We start from the raw sequence: 18,738 nt of genomic DNA, 5'->3' as shown, positions 1-18,738 counted from the left end.
CGTCTATGACCTGCGCGGAGGCGGTGGGATTTGAACCCACGGTGACATCGCTGCCACGACGGTTTTCAAGACCGTTCCCTTAGGCCGCTCGGGCACACCTCCCCACGCTCGCCGAATGATCGGCGGCGCGGGGACAAGGGTAACGGGTCTGCGCGGCCGGGGTGGGGTCAGCTGTCGCCGACGCGGGAGCCCAGGGTGAGCTTCGTGGTCTGCTCCTTGCCGCCGCGTTCGTAGGTGAGGGTGACCTCGTCTCCCGGCTTGTGGGTCCAGATCTCGCCGATCAGGGTCGGGCCGGAGTCGATGACGCGGTCGTCGAGCTTGGTGATGACGTCACCGGGCCGCAGGCCGGCCTGGTCGGCGGGACCGTTGGGGTCGACCGACTCGGAGCCGCCGGCACCCTGATCGGTGATCTTCGCCCCGCCCGTGCCTTCCTCCAGGGAGACCGAAGCACCGATCTTGGCGTACACCGGCTTGCCCGTCTTGATCAGTTCCTGGGCGACGTACTTGGCCTGGTTGATCGGGATGGCGAAGCCCAGGCCGATGGAACCGGACTGGCCGGTGCCGAAACCGCCGTTGCTGGTGGACTGGATGGCGGAGTTGATGCCGATGACGTTGCCCTGGGCGTCCAGCAGCGGTCCGCCGGAGTTGCCCGGGTTGATCGAGGCGTCGGTCTGCAGGGCGCTCATGTACGAGGCCTGGCTGCCGGTGCCGTCGCTGGAGGCCACGGGACGGTTCTTCGCGCTGATGATGCCGGTCGTCACCGTGTTGGACAGGCCGAACGGGGCTCCGATGGCGATCGTCGAGTCACCGATGGCGACCTTGTCGGAATTGCCCAGCGTAAGGGGCTTCAGGTTCGAGGGGGCGTTCTTCAGCTTGATGACCGCGACGTCGTAGCCCTGGGCGTGACCGACCACCTCGGCGTCGTACTTCTTGCCGTCCGGGAAGGTCGCCGCGACCTTGCCGCCGTCCACGGCATCCGCCACCACGTGGTTGTTGGTGACGATGTGCCCCTGGGTGTCGAACACGAATCCCGTGCCGGTGCCGCCCTCGCCGCTGCTGCTCTCCGCCTCGATGGTGACGGTGCTCGGCAGCGCCATGGCGGCCACCGCCGCGACCGTGCCCGGGTCGCGCTTGACGTTGCCGCCGCTGGTGGACGACGAGACGGTCGTCGAGCCGTTGCCGTCGTCGTTGTTCTTGGCCAGCGTGTAGCCGAGGCCGCCGCCCAGGCCGCCGGCGACCAGTGCGGCCAGCAGGACGGTGGCCACCAGGCGGCCGCGCCTGCCGCCCTTCTTCGGCGCCGACTCCTGGTAGGAGGAGCCCCATCCGGCCGCGCCCCCACCGGCTCCCTCACCGGCGCCGCCGTCGTACGACGGGGTGCCCGGTGCCGGGGGCGGGGGCCAGGAGGCGTCGGGCGGGGAGGAGGTTCCCGCAGGGGCTCCCATCGGGGCTCCCGGCGGAGGGCCGACGGGGGGCTGTTCCTGGGTGCCGTAGCCTCCCTGGCCCGCGTGGGCGGCCGGGGCGGCGGGTCCGGCCGGCTCACCGTATGCACCGCGGTCGCCGCCGCCGTATCCCGGGTACGGTGACGAACCGTGGCCCTGTGCCGTACCGGGCGCGTTCGGCGGGACCGGGGGCAGGGGGGCCGTCGGACCGCCCCCGTCCGGAGCCGGGTGCTCCGGATGCGCCTGAGCAGCGGGAGCGTCCACCGGCGTGGGCGGTACGGACGGGGCCGGGGGTACCGATGCGCCCTCGCTTGTGCCCTCGTTCTCGGTGCTCACAGCTCTCTCTCCTCGATCCACGGCTGTTGTTCCAGGTCGCACTCGGTCACGCTCATTCACGCTCGATCACGCATGTCGACGAGTCCGGCGCGCTTCAGCTGTGCATGTCTCTTTGTATGACGTCAGTTTTTCCCATGGGCCGTCAGGGCACCATAAGCCGTTCCTGTGGGTGCGAGACCATCCCTTATATAGGGCATTACTCACTAAGGGTGCACCAATCCCATGCCTCCGATCAGACGTCCGCGTCGCCCGGACCATCGACACCCGTGCGATCGCACGGGTACCCCCGTGCGATGGCACCATGACGCGGTGACCCCTGCACGCCAGCGCCCGCCCCAAGTCGTCGCCCACCGCGGAGCCTCCGAGGACGCCCCCGAACACACCCTGGCCGCATACCGCAAGGCGATCGAGGACGGTGCGGACGCGCTCGAATGTGATGTACGGCTGACCGCGGACGGTCATCTCGTCTGCGTTCACGACCGTCGCGTCAACCGTACGTCCAACGGTCGCGGTGCGGTGTCGGCGCTGGAGCTCTCCGATCTGTCCACCCTGGACTTCGGCTCCTGGAAGACCCGTGACCCGCTCGGGGGACGGGCCGAGGAGCCCGACTGGGAGTACGGGCCGGAGGACCGGGAGGCGACCTCCGTCCTCACCCTGGAGCGGCTGCTGGAGCTCGTCGCCGACGCCGGCCGCCGGGTGGAGCTGGCGATCGAGACCAAGCACCCCACGCGGTGGGCAGGTCAGGTCGAAGAGCGACTGCTGCTCCTACTGAAGAGGTTCGGCCTGGACGCGCCCGGCACCCCCGAGGAGTCCCCGGTACGTGTGATGAGCTTCTCCGCGCGGTCGCTGCATCGCGTGCACGCCGCCTCACCCACCCTGCCGACGGTCCACCTCATGCAGTTCGTCTCGCCCCGCCTGCGCGACGGGCGGCTGCCGGAAGGGGTGCCGATCGCGGGCCCCTCGATCCGGATCGTCCGCAGCCACCCCGCGTACATCGAGCGCCTGAAGCGGTCCGGCCACCAGGTACACGTGTGGACCGTGAACGACCCCGAGGACGTGGAGGCCTGTGTCGGTCTCGGGGTCGACGCCATCATCACCAACCGCCCCCGCGCGGTGCTCGACCAGCTCGGCCGCTGAACGGGACGGGGCGGTCCGGCCATGCGATCCGCCCTGCTCAGCGCAGGGCTCTTGACCACGACCCTCCTCTCGTTCCATCCTCACATCTCGGCCACATCGACTAAATCCAGCCACCCGACCACGAGGAGTGCTCCGGCGCATTCGGTGCGTGCTCGATTGTTTCGAGTGCGTCACCGCACACGGATGGGCCGGTTTCCGGTTCAGGCCCGTGGGGCATTCACACCGTGGCGTGGGGCGAAGGAGGTTTCGGGGGTGGCGTTGGTGGTGGCACAGGAGGTGCCCACGTCGTCGAGCATGGCCGTACCCCATGGCCCTGCGGGCGTGGGGAAAGCGAGGCGCCGTATGCGCCTGCAGTTGCGCGACGGCGGCGTGGCGGACACGGTCATCGACGATGCCGTACTGATCCTTTCCGAACTGTTGAGCAACGCGTGCAAACACGGCAGACCCCTGGGCGACGCCTTGGCCGGGGACGGCGACGTCCGCGCGGCCTGGCAGGTGGACCCCTGCGGCCGGCTGGTCGTGGAGGTCACGGACGGCGGAGGCCCGACCCGGCCGGCACCGGCGACCCCGTCGGTCACCGCGCACGGCGGCCGGGGGATGAACATCATCACGGCGCTGGCCGACGACTGGGGCGTACGCGACGAGGTACCGGGCGAGGTCACGGTGTGGGCCGTCGTCCACGACGACGTGCACGACCCGGACGCCGGACACCGGCGCGACGACTTCGCCGCGCGGGTGACGGCGCCCTCGGTGTCCGAGCTGTCCGGCCTGGAGTTCGCGGACGCCTTCGACCGCCTCGACTGACGACATACGCGCGGCGATCCCCCACGACCGCTCCGCGTGGTCGCCTCCCGTCGGTCACCGTCGGCCACCTTCGGTCACCGTCGCCGCCGCACGGTCGCATCGCGGCGGCCTCGTACGGACCCGGCCCCGTACGGAATCGGTCCCGTACGGCTCGCGCGGTCGCCCGCGGTCGGCATGTTGTCCACAGGGTCCCGTCAGCGGCGTCGTGAACGGCTAGGCTCCCGCCCGTACGAGACGAGCCGTAACCGGGAGACACCCACGATGGCCAAGAAGCGCCCTCAGACCAAGGCCAAGCGCCCGCAGCTCACGGACGGAGAGATCCCGGTCGTCGGCGCCCGAGAGCCCTGCCCCTGCGGCAGCGGCCGCCGCTACAAGGCCTGCCACGGTCGTACCGCCGCGCACGCCGTGACCGAGCTGGTGCACCGCCCGTTCGAAGGGCTGCCGGGCGAGTGCGACTGGGTGGCGCTGCGCGAACTGGTGCCGGCGGCCACCGTCGAGCTGCCCCTCAGGGGCGGCCTGCCCGACGGCGTCCCGTCGGTCACCCTGGCCACCGTGCTGCCGATGGCCTGGCCCGCGCTGCGCCGCGAGGACGGCTCGGTCCTCCTCGGCCTGCAGAACGACACGTCGTCCGGCGACATCAGCCGCGACCTCGCCGACACCCTCCAGCGCGCCCTCGTCGCCGATCCGGGCACCCCGGTGCAGGCCCGCCGCGCTCCGGCCGACGGGCCCCGGCTGCAGGATCTCCTCGACCCCGAGGGCGCGTTCGAGCCGGTGGTGCACAGCGGCTTCGAGTTCTGGGTCCCCGACCCGGAGAACGCCGCCCCGGACGTGACCGCCTCCCTGGAACGGGCCAACTCGGCGGCCATCCCGACCGTCAAGCTCTCGGGCGTGGACTCCGCGTACTGGTGCGAGACACCCGAGAAGAACCATCTGCGGTGGGTCATGCCGCACCCCGAGGAGCAGCTTCTGGACGCCTTGGCGCGACTGCACGCGGCGGGCCGCTCCTCCCTCGGTGAGGGGACCCGTCTCGTGGGTTCCTTCCGCGCCCACGGACTCATCGTGCCGGTCTGGGACCTGCCCAGCGGGGTCGGCGCCGAGGACGTGGAGAAGCCGGCGGCCGAGTTCGCCGAGCGCCTCGCCCCGGCCCTGGCCACCGACGCCCCGCTCACCGCCGACGAGCGCCGCGCGCGCGGCGGTCTGACCAACCGTCAGGTCACCCTCAGCTGAGGCGCGGACAGGCTCCCCGGTCGTGCTGACCGCCCGGTCAGCACGACCGGGCGGTCAGCATGACCGGCTTCCTCCACAACTCCCGGCGGGGACAAGCCAGTCGGTGACCGGAAAAGCTGAGATCGAATTTGCTAACAGCCGATCTCTTGTTACCGTTCCAGTAGCCCGGTTGCTGGTGCATCCCCCGTCGCCAGCAACCGGGTCTTTCTGTGACCACTCTTCCTCACGGCACGCAGCCGCATGCCGCCCAGCGGTTCCCACCGATCGGCTGCTCCCCGGCACGCAGCACGACAGCGGCCCGCGTCCGGCCCGGTTCCCGAACTCCGTGTCCGCGCAACCGGCGCGCCCTACCGCTCGAAGCCGCACCACCGGGGTTCAGGCGGAGAGCACGGGAACCGTGGAGACGACGAAGCCGCCGGACGCCGTGCGGCACCAGGGAGTGCCTGGCGCCGCACCCGCCGGGAGTCGCTACTTCTCGGGCGCGCTCACACCCGTACGGGTGAGGGCCTCGACCACGGCGTCCACCACGGCCTCGACATCGGGCACCCAGGGCGAGGCCGAGCCGGGCAGCGGCGCGCGCTCCCAGCGGACATCGCCCAGGCCGGTGGCGGACGGGGGCAGGGCTAGATAGCCGCCCTCGCCGTGGAAGCGGAGGGAGCCGGGGACGAAGTCCTTGGCGTACAGCAGCTCGCCCAGCTGCTCCAGGGAGTACGGCTTGACCAGGATCGACCAGCGGTCCGCCGAGGCGACGACCGGGCCGAGCCGCATGCCGAACCGGTCGAGGGCGTCCAGGGCCCGGGCGGCCGGCTCCGCGGGCAGGGAGACCGCGCAGGGCGCCCTGCCTCCGGTGGCCAGGATGACGGACGCCGTGGGCCGGTTGCCCCACCACCAGCGCACCATGCGCGCGTCGGTGGTGGCGGCGAGGAGCCCGGGGTCGAAGGGATGGGCGCCCGGCACTGTGCATTCGGGGTCCGGGCAGCCGCAGCGGGACCCGCCCTGCGGGTCCGTCGCCACACCCGGGAGTACCGGCCACTGCCAGTGCGAGGCGAAGGTCAGGGCTGCTTCGATCAGCTGGGGCCCACTGTCGCCTCGCCGGGACAGGAGCCTGCGTCGCCTTCCGAGGATCTCGCGCATGAGCGCTCGTTCCTTTCCGTTGCACGCCTGGCAACACCGTGGTCCACATCACAACATGTGTCGATCACTGCACTGTGCGTACCTACTGTGCGTACCTGTTGGCGCATCACACCCCTGCACCGGGCAAGGGGAGCCCCTACGGGCCGAGCAAGGTCTGCCTCCGTGGCCGTGCCACCCCTACCGCGTCGGTCGGAAGCACGGGGTGGCGTGGGGGTGGCGAAGTCTGGCGTTTACCGTCGCGCGTGTTTCTCTCCGCCTCCGCCACGGGAGGATGGGGCACGGTCGTCGGTGGTTAAGACGCCCGGGTCCGTCGCCAGGTTCCCGGGTGATTCCCAACCACCCCTGGCCTTCTCCGAGTACGTACCCATCACGACCGCTGTGACGCTCCGTCGAGCGAGCCCAGTCGACCGCAATCAGCCTCCCCCTGAGGCAGTTTCAAGCCAAGTTTCATTTTCGGCAAGAGGGTGGGAGAGAGTTCCCTCCGGACTCACTCCGAACCCACGGACACCAGGAATCCCAGCAGGACAATGCTGGACATCTCCTCACGAGAACGTGTACATGTGGAGACACTGCCGGCGATGCAGGATCACATGGGGGTTTGCGATGCTTTTGAGCAGTTCGTACCTGCGGGAAAGCCGGACGCCATGAGCGCCCCGCATCCTCCGAAAGTGGCTGGAATCGATTCAACGGTTCCAGCCCCCGCACACACTGTCGCGCCCGTTGCTACGGGTACCTCCCCGGCCGCCCCGGCAAACCCCCAGAACGCACCGGGCGCACTTCTGCAGGACCGGCTCGCGGGATGGGTCTCCGACCTCACGACCCTCCACGAGCTGACCGAACGCCTGGCCCGCACGAGCTTCCTCGACGAGGCGCTCCAGGAGCTGCTGCGCGCCGGCGCCGCCCTGGTGGGCGCCCGACGCGGTCTCGTCGTTCTGGAACCCCCCGACGGTCGCGGCCCGGACACCATGATCGGTCTCGGCCTGGCCCGCGCCGATCTCGGCCACATCGAGACGATCCCGCGCAGCGCGATGCCCTACGGCAGGATCCTCGACGGAGTGCCCGGCGCCGACGACGGCATCGCCGTACCCGATCTGCTCGCCGAGAAGGAACTCGACCCCCGGCACCGCGAGGTCGCCGCCCGCCTCGGCTATGCCGCGAGCTACACGCTGCCCCTCACCCCCGGGGCCGCGGCCGGCACGGGCACCACGCAGGCGGTGGAGGCGGCGCGGCGCCTGGGCGCCGCGGTGTGGCTCTACGACGAACCCGCCGAGCCGTCGCAACGCCAGCGGCACCTCATCGGTCTCTACTCCCGTTACGCCTCCGAGCATCTCGCCCGCCTCCTGGAACTCGAGCGCGCGCGTGCGTCCATGACCACCATGTCCGAGGAGCTCCTCCCTTCACGCCTGCCCCGGATTCCCGGCGTCCAGCTCGCCGCCCGGCACCGCACCTCCCCGCACGGCGGCGGCGACTGGTACGACGCGCTGCCGCTGCCGGACGCCGCCCTCGGCCTCGCCGTGGGGTCCGTCACCGGAGCCGGACCGAGCGCGATCGCCGCGATGGGGCGGCTGCGGGCGTCCCTGCGCGCGTACGCCGTGATGGAGGGAGAGGACCCGGTCGCCGTCCTGTCCGACCTGGAACTGCTGCTGAGGCTCACCGAACCGGCCCGATCGGCCACCGCGCTGTTCGGCTACTGCGAACCCGAACTGCGCAGGGTCACGCTCGCCGGCGCCGGCCACAGTCCGCCGCTGCTGCTCGGCGAGCGCCGCACGGAGTTCGTCGAGACGTCGGTCTCGGCCCCCCTGGGCATGCTCGCCTGCTGGGAGGCGCCGAGCGTGGAGGTCCACGCGGAACCGGGAGAGACCGTTCTGCTCTACACCGACGGGCTGCTGCACCGTACCGGCGATCCCACCGACCGCGCCTTCGCGCGACTGCACGCGGCTGCCGCCGGGGTGCCCCAGGCACTGCGGCGCGACCCCGGTGCGATCGCCGACCACATCCTGCGCACCGTGCTGCCCGAGGAGCCGGCGACGACGGACTCCACGGAGGATGTCGTCCTGCTGGCCGCACGGTTCGAGTAGCCGCCCCGGGCGGGGCGGGAGGCGGCGGCGCCGGGCAGGCAGGGAGGTGCCGGTTCGCAACACCGCTTCGCAGTACTGCTGGTTCGCGGCACTACTGGTCCGCAGCCGGCTCGGCGCCCGCTCCTGCGCCGGTGGGTCGCTCCCGTTCTCGTCACCCTCCGCGCCCCCTCGGTAACAGGCCCTTCCCCCCGGTAACCGTTTCGTCGGTAACCGTACGATGGAGGAGGTCCCCCGGCCCGGACGAAGCCGACACCCTGGGGGAGGTCCAGAGCTTTACCGAGGAGGATGACCGCTGTGGCAGAAGAGCTCCCGACCGCGTTCGACGAGGCCGCCGGTATGCCGGACCCGGAGACCGGTGAGGAAGAGCCCGTCAAGCAGCGCAAGAACGGCCTCTACCCCGGTGTGTCCGACGAGCTGGCCGAGAACATGAAGAGCGGCTGGGCCGACACCGAGCTGCGTGACCTCGAGCCGATCCCCCAGGCAGCGGAGACCGCCGCCCGCCGCGCCGCGCTGTCCGCGCGCTTCCCGGGTGAGCGCCTGGTCGTCCCCGCGGGCAACCTGAAGACGCGGTCCAACGACACCGAGTACGCCTTCCGCGCCTCGGTCGAGTACACCTACCTCACCGGCAACCAGACCGAGGACGGCGTCCTCGTCCTGGAGCCGACGGCCGACGGCCACCAGGAGACGATCTACCTCCTGCCGCGCTCGAACCGCGAGAACGGCGAGTTCTGGCTGGACGGCCAGGGCGAGCTGTGGGTCGGCCGCCGCCACTCCCTCACCGAGGCCGAGAAGCGGTACGGCATCCCCGCCGCCGACGTGCGCGAGCTGGCCGGCGCCCTGCGCGAGGCCACCGGCCCGGTGCGCGTCGTGCGCGGCTACGACGCCGGCATCGAGGCGGCGCTGACCGACAAGGTCACCGCCGAACGCGACGAGGAACTGCGCGTCTTCCTCTCCGAGGCACGGCTGGTCAAGGACGCCTTCGAGATCGGCGAGCTGCAGAAGGCCGTCGACTCCACCGTCCGCGGTTTCGAGGACGTCGTGAAGGTCCTCGACAAGGCCGAGGCCACCAGCGAGCGCTACATCGAGGGCACGTTCTTCCTGCGCGCGCGGGTCGAGGGCAACGACGTCGGCTACGGCTCCATCTGCGCCGCCGGTCCGCACGCCACCACTCTGCACTGGGTGCGCAACGACGGCCCGGTCCGCTCGGGCGACCTGCTGCTGCTCGACGCCGGTGTCGAGACGCACACGTACTACACGGCGGATGTCACCCGCACCCTGCCGATCGACGGCACGTACAGCACGCTGCAGAAGAAGATCTACGACGCCGTGTACGACGCCCAGGAGGCCGGTATCGCGGCGGTGAAGCCCGGTGCCAAGTACCGGGACTTCCACGACGCCGCCCAGCGGGTCCTGGCCGAGCGGCTCGTCGAGTGGGGTCTGGTCGAGGGCCCGGTGGAGCGGGTGCTGGAGCTGGGCCTGCAGCGCCGCTGGACCCTGCACGGCACCGGCCACATGCTCGGCCTGGACGTCCACGACTGCGCGGTCGCCCGTACCGAGACGTACGTCGACGGCACCCTGGAGCCGGGCATGGTGCTCACGGTCGAACCGGGCCTCTACTTCCAGGCCGACGACCTGACCGTTCCCGAGGAGTACCGAGGCATCGGCGTCCGCATCGAGGACGACATCCTGGTGACCGGGGACGGCAACCGGAACCTCTCCGCCGCGCTGCCCAGGCGGTCGGACGAGGTCGAGGCCTGGATGGCGGCCCTCAAGGGCTGATCGCCACCCGAGAAGCTGAGGGACTGCTCGACGGTCTGCTGTGTGCACTGTGGCCGGCACCCCGCGCGGGGTGCCGGCCACAGTGCGATCGGGTGCGGTGCGATCGGGTGCGGTGCGATCGGGTGCGGTGCGATCGGGTGCGCTTCCGCGCGTCCGCCGATTCCCGAGCCGGTGGTGAGGTCACACCGCCATCAGCGGCGCGCCCTTCCGCCATTTGAGAATCTTGTCGAAGCTCACCACGGCGCCGCTCCGATCGGGCTTGTTCCCGATGTCGACGTGATCGACGAGCTCCTGGATGAGGCAGAGGCCGCGGCCGTGTTCCGCGTCGTACGGCGCGGGGCGGACCGACGGGTGGGGGCGGCCGCCGGCCACGGCGGGAAAACCGGGGCCCGCGTCGGCGACCTCGATACGACACTTCTCACCCTCGAGATAGGCGGTCACCCGGTACGCCTCCGAGGACCCGCCCCGGGCGGCTCCCCCGCCGTGCTCGACGGCGTTCGCACAGGCTTCGGTGAGGGCGACGGAGAGGTCGTAGGAGATGTCGGGGTCAACGCCCGCGGTCTCCATCGCGCCGAGAAGAAGGCGACGCGCGAGCGGCACGCTCGCAGCATCACGGCGCAGATGGAGTGACCACCAGATGCTCATGCTCCAGCCTCCCGGCCGCGGCTCGACATACCGTTACCTATTGCCCTGCGTACACACTTGTAAGCATGCCGTTGACGTGATAACCCCCATATGGCGGGTGCGCCATGAAGCCGACCGGTGTATGTGGGGCACCTCGCACATAAGTGATCTTCCGGTCGTAGCTCTCCTTGCGGACCTGCCGTACGGCGGCCGGAGGCCCAGTGCGATGATGAGCCCGCCATGACTGCCCCCCACCCGCACACGAAGCGCTCCGGACGCGGGCTCCGGACCCTGCGGGCCGCGGTGTTCGCCGCGGTCTGCGTCGTGCTGGCCGGGGCAGGGCACTCACTCGCCTCCCACGCCGCAGTTCCGCTGTGGACCCTGGGCGTCGGATTCCTCGTCACGTTCGTGGCCTCGGTACCGCTCGCCGGACGCGCGCGGTCCCTTCCGGGCATCGCCGTCCCGCTGGCGGTCTGCCAGACGGTGCTGCACGCCCTGTTCGGCATCGGCCAGCACGGCGCCGCGACCCCCGCGAACGTGTCGCCGTCCGTGTCCGAATCCCTGTCCGACACCTCGCTGATCGAGCAGGCGGCCCGGCTGATGTGCGGTGCCGGCGCGGTGTCCATCAGCCCCGCGCAGGCGCAGCGCATCCTCACCGACGCCCGGGTCCACCCCGGCACGACCGGTACGGGGAGCACGGCCGGCGGCACCCACGGGGGGCACGCCCAGGACGGCGTCCTGACCCTGGCCGCGGACCCCTCGGCCGCGGCCTCGTCCATGCCGCTGCTGCCGTCCCTGCCGATGCTGCTCGTGCACGTCCTCACCGCACTGGCCACCGGCTGGCTGCTGCGCCGCGGCGACCTGGCTCTGCTGCGGCTCACCGAACTGTCGGCGCACGGCGTCGCCGAGGGCACCCTCGTACGGTCCCTGCACGCGGCACTCGCTCTGGTGCGCGCTTTGCGCGCGGGTCTCCCGGGGGCCCCGCAGGTGGCCCCGTGCCGGTTGCGCACCGTACCGGCCGTGCCGTCCACGCCCCGTACCACCGCACTCCAGCACACGGTGATCCGCCGGGGACCGCCCCCGGCCGGCAGCGCACTCGCCCTCGCCGCCTGACGCGACCGGGCCCCTCGACGACCTCCGGACCTCCCGGCGGAAGGAGGGTGCCCGCATGCGGCATGGCACGGCACGCGCGTACGCGTCCGTTTTCCCGCGCACTTCCCGTGTACTTCCCGCCTGCTTCGCTCGTACTCCCCTCGTACGACGAGCCGTCTGTGGCCCAGTCACCACCGACGAGCGGGGACGTACGCGCCGTACGCGGTTCCCTCACCGTCAGCGAAACCCAACTGAAGCGGAGTGCTCCTTCCATGAAGGCTTCCCGTATCGCCGCCGTCGGCGCCGTCGCCGGTGTCGCCGTCCTCACCCTGTCCGCCCCCGCCTTCGCGCACGTCAGCGTGCAGCCCGAGGGCGAGGCGGCCAAGGGCGGTTACGCGGTCGTGAACTTCAAGGTCCCCAACGAGCGCGACGACGCGTCGACGACCAAGCTCGAGGTGACGTTCCCGACCGACCACCCGCTGGCCTCCGTGATGCCGCAGCCGATCGACGGCTGGGACATCAAGGTCACCAAGTCCAAGCTGGACAAGCCGCTGGAGATGCACGGCAAGAAGATCGACGAGGCCGTCACCAAGGTCACCTGGACCGCCGACGACGACGCCGGCATCGGCCCCGGCTTCTTCCAGAAGTTCCCGGTGTCTGTCGGCACCCTGCCCGAGAAGGCCGACGAACTGGTCTTCAAGGCGCTGCAGACGTACTCCAACAAGGAGGTCGTCCGCTGGATCGAGGTGCCGCAGGAGGGCCAGGAGGAGCCCGACTTCCCGGCCCCCGTGCTCACCCTGGCCGAGGCCTCCGCCGACGGTCACTCGCACGGCGCGTCGGACGGCGGGGCCGAGGACGCCAAGTCCGACGAGAACGCCGCCGCGGACACCACCGCGGCGGCCGACTCCGGTGACGCGGGCGGTACGGACACCACCGCCCGGGTCCTGGGCATCGTCGGCATCGTGGTCGGTGCCGCGGGTGTCGCCTACGGCGTACTCGCCGGGCGTCGGCGCGCCGACGCCTGAGCCCTTCCTCTGTTCAACGGCACGCACCGGGGTTCCACAGCCCGGTGGAACCCCGGTGCGTGCCGGAGCACCTACATTCTGGACACCATCATGCGCAAGAAGACCCTCACGGCGGCGGCCCTGCTCGCCGCCGCCACCCTGACCCTCTCCGCCTGCGGCAGCAGCGACGGCGACAGCGGCGAGCCCATCGCCGTGGTCTCCGAGGAGGCGGGCGCTGAGAAGGCCGCCACGGCCCTCGACAATCCGTTCGAAAAGCCGGACCTCGTCCTCACCGACACCCAGGGCAAGAAGTACGACTTCCGCGCGGAGACCGCCGGCAAGCCCACGCTGATCTACTTCGGCTACACGCACTGCCCCGACGTCTGCCCGCTGACCATGAACAACCTCGCGGTGGCCAAGAAGCAGCTGCCCCAGGACCAGCAGGACGAACTGCGGATCGTGTTCGTCACCACCGACCCCGAGCGGGACACCTCCGCCGCGCTCGGCAAGTGGCTCAAGGGCATCGACTCCCAGGTCGTCGGCCTCACCGGCGACTTCGACACGGTCCAGGCCGGCGCCCGCACCCTCGGCATCTCCATCAACGCGCCGCGCAAGGACGACAAGGGCCAGGTCGTCTCCGACCACGGCACCCAGGTCATCGCCTTCTCCCCGAAGACCGACGGCGGCTACCTCCTCTACGGCGAGGACGCCACCGTCGAGGACTACACCGCGGACCTCCCCAAGATCATCAAGGGTGAGAAGCCGTGAGACGGCTCGCGAGGAGGCAGTTCCCCGGGAGGCCGCACGCCTTCGCGGCGGTGGCCGTCGCCGGGGTGCTGACCCTCGCCGGCTGCGGCGGTTCGGACTCGGACGGTCCGGGCTCGGGCCCGGACGACGAGGCGGACCTGTCCGTCGGCTCCGCGTACATGCCGCAGCCGGTCTCGGACATGGCGGCCGGCTTTCTCGTGATCAGCAACAAGGGCGGCGCGGCCGACCGGCTGACCTCGGTCAGCAGTGACGCCGCCGACCGCGTCACCGTGCACGAGACCGTCGACGGGACCATGCAGGAGGTCGACGCGCTCGACATCCCGGCCCGGGGCAGCCTCGTGCTCGAGAGCGGCGGCAATCATCTGATGTTCGAGCAGCTGACACGGAAACCGAAGCAGGGTCAGAAGGTCTCCGTCGAACTGCGCTTCGCCCACTCCGACCCCGTCACGGTCGAGATCCCGGTGAAGCCTGCCACCTACATTCCGAAGCACGGACACTGAGGGAGAAACCCCTGTGACCCAGACCATCGCCCCCCGCGTCCGGATCCTGGTGCTGCTGTTCCTGGCCGTCACCGGCGCGCTCCTCGCCGGGGCCGCTCCCGCCTCCGCGCACGCCGCGCTGACCGGAAGCGATCCCCGGCAGGGGACGGTGGTCGACAAGGCGCCCGCCCAGGTCTCGCTCACCTTCTCCGAACCGGTCGCGGTGAGCGACGACGCCCTGCGCGTCCTCGATCCCAAGGGCGAGCGGGTCGACAAGGGCGACCCGGCCGGAACGAGCGGCACCACGTACACCGTGCAGCTGCTCGGCGGGCTGCCCGACGGCACCTACACCGTCACCTACCAGGTGGTGTCCGCGGACAGCCATCCCGTCGCCGGCGCCTTCACCTTCTCCGTCGGGGCCCCCTCGGAGACCTCCGTCGAAGCCTCCGCCCAGTCCCCCGACGACGGGTTGATCGGTTCGCTGTACGGCACCGGACGGTACCTGTCGTACGCCGGGTTCGCGGTCATGGTCGGCGGGGCCGCCTTCGTGCTCGCCTGCTGGCGGCCCGGCTCCGGCGTACGGGCGGTGCAGCGGCTGGTCGTCTCCGGGTGGCTCACGCTCACCGCGTCCACCCTCGCACTGCTGCTCCTGCGCGGTTCCTACACGAGCTCCGGGAAGATCGGCGACGTCTTCGACCTGACGCTGCTCAGCGAGGTGCTGCAGACCAAGACCGGCGCGGCGCTCGTGTCACGGCTGCTGCTGCTCGCCGCGGCGGCGCTGTTCATCGCGGTGCTCTTCGGCTCCGCCCAGTACCAGCGGAACGACGAGGAGAAGCGGGACCTGTCCTTCGGGCTCGCCATCGGGGGGACGGTCGTGGCGGCCGGGCTCGCCGCGAGCTGGGCCATGTCCGAGCACGCCTCCCAGGGAATCCAGCCAGGCCTCGCGATGCCGGTCGACGTCGTCCACCTGCTGGCCGTCGCCGCCTGGCTCGGCGGGCTCACCGCCCTGCTCGTCGCGCTCTACCGCGCACCCGCCGACACCGCGGTCGACACGGCCGCCGTCCAGCGGTTCTCGCGGCTCGCGTTCGGCAGTGTGGTCGCGCTGGTCGTCACCGGGATCTACCAGAGCTGGCGGCAGCTCGGCTCCTGGTCGGCGTTCACCGACACCCGGTACGGGCAGTTGCTGCTCGTCAAGATCGGGCTCGTGGTGGCCATGGTCGGGATCGCGTACGCCTCCCGGAGGTGGACGGCCCGCCTGGCGGAGCCCGGTGCGCCGGTGACGCTCCGGGAGGAGCAGAAGGAAACCGCGGCGGCGATGTCGGCCACCGGGGGCGGGGCAGGACAGGAAAGCGCCGGGGCCACCGGTACCGGGAAGGCCGGGGCCGGTACGGAGACGGCCGCGGCAGCCTCCGCTTCCGTCTCCGCGGCCTCGGCCGACACCGACACCGACACCGACACCGACACCGACACCGAACGGGAGAAGCCCGCGGCCGTCACGGGGCCTGCCGAGGTCCGGTCGGAGGAGTCGGAGGCCGGGGCGAAGGCCGGCGGGGACTCCGCGCGGGCCGCGCAGCTCGCCCGGCAGCGAGCCGCCGTGGCGACCGCCCGGCAGAAGCGGCTGCGGGACGCCGACCCGAACCGCTTCGGACTGCGCCGCTCCGTGCTCGCCGAGGCCGGTACAGCCGTCGTCCTGCTCGCGATCACCACCGTGCTGACACAGACCGAACCGGGGCGTACGGAGCAGGAGGCCGAGAGGGCCGCCTCCTCGTCCTCGGCCCCGTCGTCGCCCTCGGCCTCGTCCGCCCAGGGCACCGGTGCGGTGACCCTGAACATGCCCTTCGACACCGGCGGCAAGGACGGCAAGGGCGTCGTCACCATCGACCTGGATCCCGCGCGCGTGGGCGGCAACGACATGCACGTCTATGTGGAGCGGACCGACGGCAAGGCCTTCGACGTCCCCGAGCTCAAGGTCGCCCTCACCCTTTCCACGAAGGACATCGGACCGCTGCCCGTCGTCCCCGACCGCCTCGCCACCGGACACTTGTCGGCGAGCGGAGTGCAGATCCCCATGGCGGGCGACTGGACCGTCGAGGTGACCGTGCGGACCTCCGACATCGACCAGGTGACCGTCTCCAAGAACGCACAGATCGGCTGAACCACCATGGCTGACCAGTCCATTCCGGAGGCCCGCACCCCTGTGACGCCGGAACCTCGGGGAGGCGCCACCCCACCGGTCGCCCGGGAGGGCATCTCCCGGCGCCGTCTGCTCGGCACTGCCGGAGCCACCGGGCTGGTGCTCGGTGCTGCGGGCGGTGCCGTGGGCTACGCCGCCGCACCGGCCGAAGCCACCCCGCTGGCCTCCGTGGGGGAGGGCCGGGCGATGTTTCACGGGAAACATCAGCCCGGTATCACCGAAGGGCTTCCGGCCCGTGGTCATCTCGTCGCGTTCGACCTCGCGCCGGGCGCCGGGCGCAAGGAGGCGGCCGCCCTGCTGCGCCGCTGGTCGGGCACGGCCCGGCGGCTCATGGCCGGCGAGCCGAGCGCCGACGGCGACACCGGTGTGGCACAGGACGCCGGTCCCTCCTCCCTGACCCTCACCTTCGGCTTCGGCCACAGCTTCTTCGCCCGCACCGGACTGGAGAAGCAGCGTCCGGCGGCTCTGGACCCGCTGCCCGACTTCTCCTCGGACCACCTCGACAAGGCCCGCAGCAATGGCGACCTGTGGGTGCAGATCGGTGCCCATGACGCCCTGGTCGCCTTCCACGCACTGCGCGCCGTGCAGAAGGACGCCGGTTCGGCGGCCAGGGTGCGCTGGCAGATGAACGGGTTCAATCGCTCACCCGGTGCCACCACCCGCCCGATGACCGCCCGCAACCTGATGGGCCAGATCGACGGCACACGCAACCCCAAGCCGTCCGAACCGGACTTCGACCAGCGGATCTTCGTACCGGCGAACGGTGACCCCGCCTGGATGGCGAACGGCTCCTACGTGGTCGTCCGTCGTATCCGCATGCTGCTCGACGACTGGGAGAAGCTCGCGGTCAAGGAGCAGGAAGCGGTCATCGGCCGCCGCAAGTCCGACGGGGCGCCGCTGTCCGGAGGCGCCGAGACCTCCGCGATGGACCTGGAGAAGACGGACTCCGCGGGCAATCTGGTGGTCCCCATCAACGCCCACGCCCGGATCACCCGCCCCGACCAGAACGGGGGCGCGGCGATGCTCCGGCGCCCGCTCTCGTACCACGACGGCATCGACGCGAACGGTGTGCCGGACGCGGGTCTGCTGTTCGTCTGCTGGCAGGCCGACCCGCTGCGCGGTTTCGTGCCGGTGCAGCGCAAGCTCGACCGGGGGGACGCGCTCACGCCGTTCATCCGGCACGAGGCGAGCGGGCTGTTCGCGGTGCCGGGCGGCGCGGCGGAGAGCGAGTACGTGGGGCAGCGGCTGCTGGAGGGGTGAGGCACCCCGCCCGACACGCATGCCACGCGCACACCACTCGCATGCCACTCACATGTCACTCCCGGGAGGGCATCCGGGGATGCCTTCGGCGCGGGCCCATTAGGGTGAGGTCATGCCAGCGAGCTACGCGTACCTCGGCCCCGAGGGCACCTTCACCGAAGTCGCCCTGCGCACTCTCCCGGAGGCGGCCACCCGGGAGCTGATCCCGTACGTGTCCGTACAGTCCGCGCTCGACGCGGTACGCGCCGGGGAGGCCGAGGCCGCTTTCGTCCCCATCGAGAACTCCGTCGAGGGCGGCATCACCACCACTCTCGACGAACTGGTCGCGGGTACCCCGCTGACGATCTACCGCGAGGTGCTGCTGTCGATCACCTTCGCGCTGCTCGTACGCCCCGGCACCAGGCTGTCGGAGATCAAGACCGTCACCGCCCACCCCGCCGCCCAGCCACAGGTCCGCAACTGGCTGAAGAAGCACCTCCCGGACGTCGTCTGGGAATCGGCCGCATCCAACGCGGACGGGGCCCGACTGGTGCAGGAGGGCCGGTACGACGCGGCCTTCGCCGGCGAGTTCGCGGCGGCCCGGTACGGGCTGGAGGCGCTGGAGACCGGAATCCACGACGCGGAGAACGCCCAGACCCGCTTCGTCCTGGTCGGACGGCCCGCACGCCCCGCCGCGCCCACCGGTGCGGACAAGACGTCCATCGTGGTGTGGCAGCGCGACGACCATCCCGGTGGCCTGCGCGATCTGCTGGGCGAGTTCGCCACGCGCGGCGTCAACCTGATGCTGCTCCAGTCCCGGCCCACCGGTGCCGGTATCGGCAATTACTGCTTCTGCATCGACGCCGAGGGCCATATCTCGGACCGCAGGGTGGCCGAGACGCTGATGGGTCTCAAGCGGGTCTGCCTTCAGGTGCGCTTCCTCGGTTCGTATCCGCGTGCGGATGTGGGGCCGGCCGAGGTGCGGGAGCCGCTGCCCGGAACTTCGGACGACGAATTCGTGTCCGCGGCGGACTGGGTGGCGCGTTGCCAGGACGGCCGGTTCTGAGATTTCCAGCCCTACCGGTCATATTTACTGATTTTCGTTATCCACAGAAGTTATCCACAGGCCAACTTCTCGATCCGGGGACAAGTCGACAGCGTTGTGCCGTTCCGTCGACAAATCTCCCTACCGCCCATGATCGCGTTCACTCGCCCGGCGGACACCCTTCGTCCACCCTTTTCCTTTCGCCAACCCTTTGGGGTGACCATTTCCTGCCCGAAAGTAGAGGTAAGGGAGGGTTCATGACGGGAATCCTCGCCTCCGGTCACGCGTTCCGGAATGGCCCATTCCGAAATCCACAGACTTTCTTCACAGCCTGTGGATAACTTCCCCCACCCTGTGGA

The 18,738-nt window shown here is 71.0% G+C and carries 15 protein-coding genes and 1 tRNA gene; 12 read left to right on the top strand and 4 right to left on the bottom strand.

Going from position 1 to position 18,738, the window contains the following annotated elements; translation table 11 throughout:
• Positions 1 to 15: 15 nt before the first annotated feature.
• Both OHB56_RS21785 and OHB56_RS21780 read right to left on the bottom strand, forming a co-directional pair.
• Positions 16 to 102: transfer RNA gene (locus OHB56_RS21785), tRNA-Ser, on the bottom strand.
• Between the two features lie 65 nt (positions 103 to 167).
• Entirely contained in the window at positions 168 to 1,775 is a 1,608-nt protein-coding gene (locus OHB56_RS21780; protein WP_406355114.1) for a S1C family serine protease, read from the bottom strand.
• 309 nt (positions 1,776 to 2,084) lie between these two features.
• Between OHB56_RS21780 and OHB56_RS21775 the strand changes: the two genes are divergently transcribed.
• The 3 genes from OHB56_RS21775 (at position 2,085) to OHB56_RS21765 (ending at position 4,943) form a co-directional block, all read left to right on the top strand.
• A complete protein-coding gene (locus OHB56_RS21775; protein WP_326753777.1) occupies positions 2,085 to 2,912 on the top strand; it encodes a glycerophosphodiester phosphodiesterase in 828 nt (275 codons plus the stop codon).
• A 165-nt stretch (positions 2,913 to 3,077) separates the two neighbouring features.
• A complete protein-coding gene (locus OHB56_RS21770) occupies positions 3,078 to 3,716 on the top strand; it encodes an ATP-binding protein (RefSeq protein ID WP_326753776.1) in 639 nt (212 codons plus the stop codon).
• 261 nt (positions 3,717 to 3,977) lie between these two features.
• Positions 3,978 to 4,943 carry a DUF5926 family protein gene (locus OHB56_RS21765; protein ID WP_406355112.1) on the top strand — a complete coding sequence of 322 codons (966 nt, stop codon included), beginning with the start codon at positions 3,978 to 3,980 and terminating at the stop codon, positions 4,941 to 4,943.
• Between the two features lie 468 nt (positions 4,944 to 5,411).
• On the opposite strand, the gene OHB56_RS21760 is transcribed toward OHB56_RS21765, so the two are convergent.
• Positions 5,412 to 6,077 carry a bifunctional DNA primase/polymerase gene (locus tag OHB56_RS21760; protein ID WP_055596154.1) on the bottom strand — a complete coding sequence of 222 codons (666 nt, stop codon included), beginning with the start codon at positions 6,075 to 6,077 and terminating at the stop codon, positions 5,412 to 5,414.
• 527 nt (positions 6,078 to 6,604) lie between these two features.
• Here OHB56_RS21760 and OHB56_RS21755 point away from each other — a divergent pair.
• Together OHB56_RS21755 and OHB56_RS21750 are read left to right on the top strand one after the other, a co-directional pair.
• A complete protein-coding gene (locus OHB56_RS21755) occupies positions 6,605 to 8,155 on the top strand; it encodes a PP2C family protein-serine/threonine phosphatase (protein ID WP_406355110.1) in 1,551 nt (516 codons plus the stop codon).
• Positions 8,156 to 8,491: 336 nt separating this feature from the next.
• On the top strand, positions 8,492 to 9,934 hold the full coding sequence (locus OHB56_RS21750; RefSeq protein WP_406359178.1) for an aminopeptidase P family protein: 1,443 nt from the start codon (positions 8,492 to 8,494) through the stop codon (positions 9,932 to 9,934).
• Positions 9,935 to 10,114: 180 nt separating this feature from the next.
• Here OHB56_RS21750 and OHB56_RS21745 read toward each other — a convergent pair whose 3' ends face one another.
• On the bottom strand, positions 10,115 to 10,579 hold the full coding sequence (locus OHB56_RS21745) for an ATP-binding protein (RefSeq protein WP_326753772.1): 465 nt from the start codon (positions 10,577 to 10,579) through the stop codon (positions 10,115 to 10,117).
• A 219-nt stretch (positions 10,580 to 10,798) separates the two neighbouring features.
• On the opposite strand from OHB56_RS21745, the gene OHB56_RS21740 reads away from it, so the two are divergent.
• From OHB56_RS21740 to pheA, 7 genes are all read left to right on the top strand, one after another.
• Entirely contained in the window at positions 10,799 to 11,671 is an 873-nt protein-coding gene (locus tag OHB56_RS21740; RefSeq protein ID WP_406355108.1) for a hypothetical protein, read from the top strand.
• 251 nt (positions 11,672 to 11,922) lie between these two features.
• Complete coding sequence (locus tag OHB56_RS21735) at positions 11,923 to 12,675, top strand: YcnI family protein (protein WP_326753770.1); 753 nt, start codon at positions 11,923 to 11,925, stop codon at positions 12,673 to 12,675.
• Between the two features lie 90 nt (positions 12,676 to 12,765).
• Positions 12,766 to 13,422: an SCO family protein gene (locus OHB56_RS21730; RefSeq protein WP_326753769.1), complete on the top strand. Its 657-nt coding sequence runs from the start codon at positions 12,766 to 12,768 to the stop codon at positions 13,420 to 13,422.
• Complete coding sequence (locus OHB56_RS21725; protein ID WP_326753768.1) at positions 13,419 to 13,922, top strand: copper chaperone PCu(A)C; 504 nt, start codon at positions 13,419 to 13,421, stop codon at positions 13,920 to 13,922. The genes OHB56_RS21730 and OHB56_RS21725 overlap by 4 nt, the downstream gene beginning before the upstream one ends.
• A 13-nt stretch (positions 13,923 to 13,935) precedes the next feature.
• Positions 13,936 to 16,056: a copper resistance CopC/CopD family protein gene (locus OHB56_RS21720; RefSeq protein ID WP_406355106.1), complete on the top strand. Its 2,121-nt coding sequence runs from the start codon at positions 13,936 to 13,938 to the stop codon at positions 16,054 to 16,056.
• 6 nt (positions 16,057 to 16,062) lie between these two features.
• The gene (efeB, locus tag OHB56_RS21715; protein ID WP_326753766.1) at positions 16,063 to 17,355 is read left to right on the top strand and encodes an iron uptake transporter deferrochelatase/peroxidase subunit; all 1,293 of its coding nucleotides are present in this window, start codon (positions 16,063 to 16,065) and stop codon (positions 17,353 to 17,355) included.
• Positions 17,356 to 17,467: 112 nt separating this feature from the next.
• A complete protein-coding gene (pheA, locus tag OHB56_RS21710) occupies positions 17,468 to 18,400 on the top strand; it encodes a prephenate dehydratase (protein ID WP_055596145.1) in 933 nt (310 codons plus the stop codon).
• Positions 18,401 to 18,738 lie beyond the last annotated feature (338 nt).

The organism is Streptomyces sp. NBC_01635, from assembly GCF_045209715.1.
GTDB lineage: Bacteria > Actinomycetota > Actinomycetes > Streptomycetales > Streptomycetaceae > Streptomyces > Streptomyces hirsutus.
This window is presented reverse-complemented; position numbering and strand designations above follow the sequence as displayed.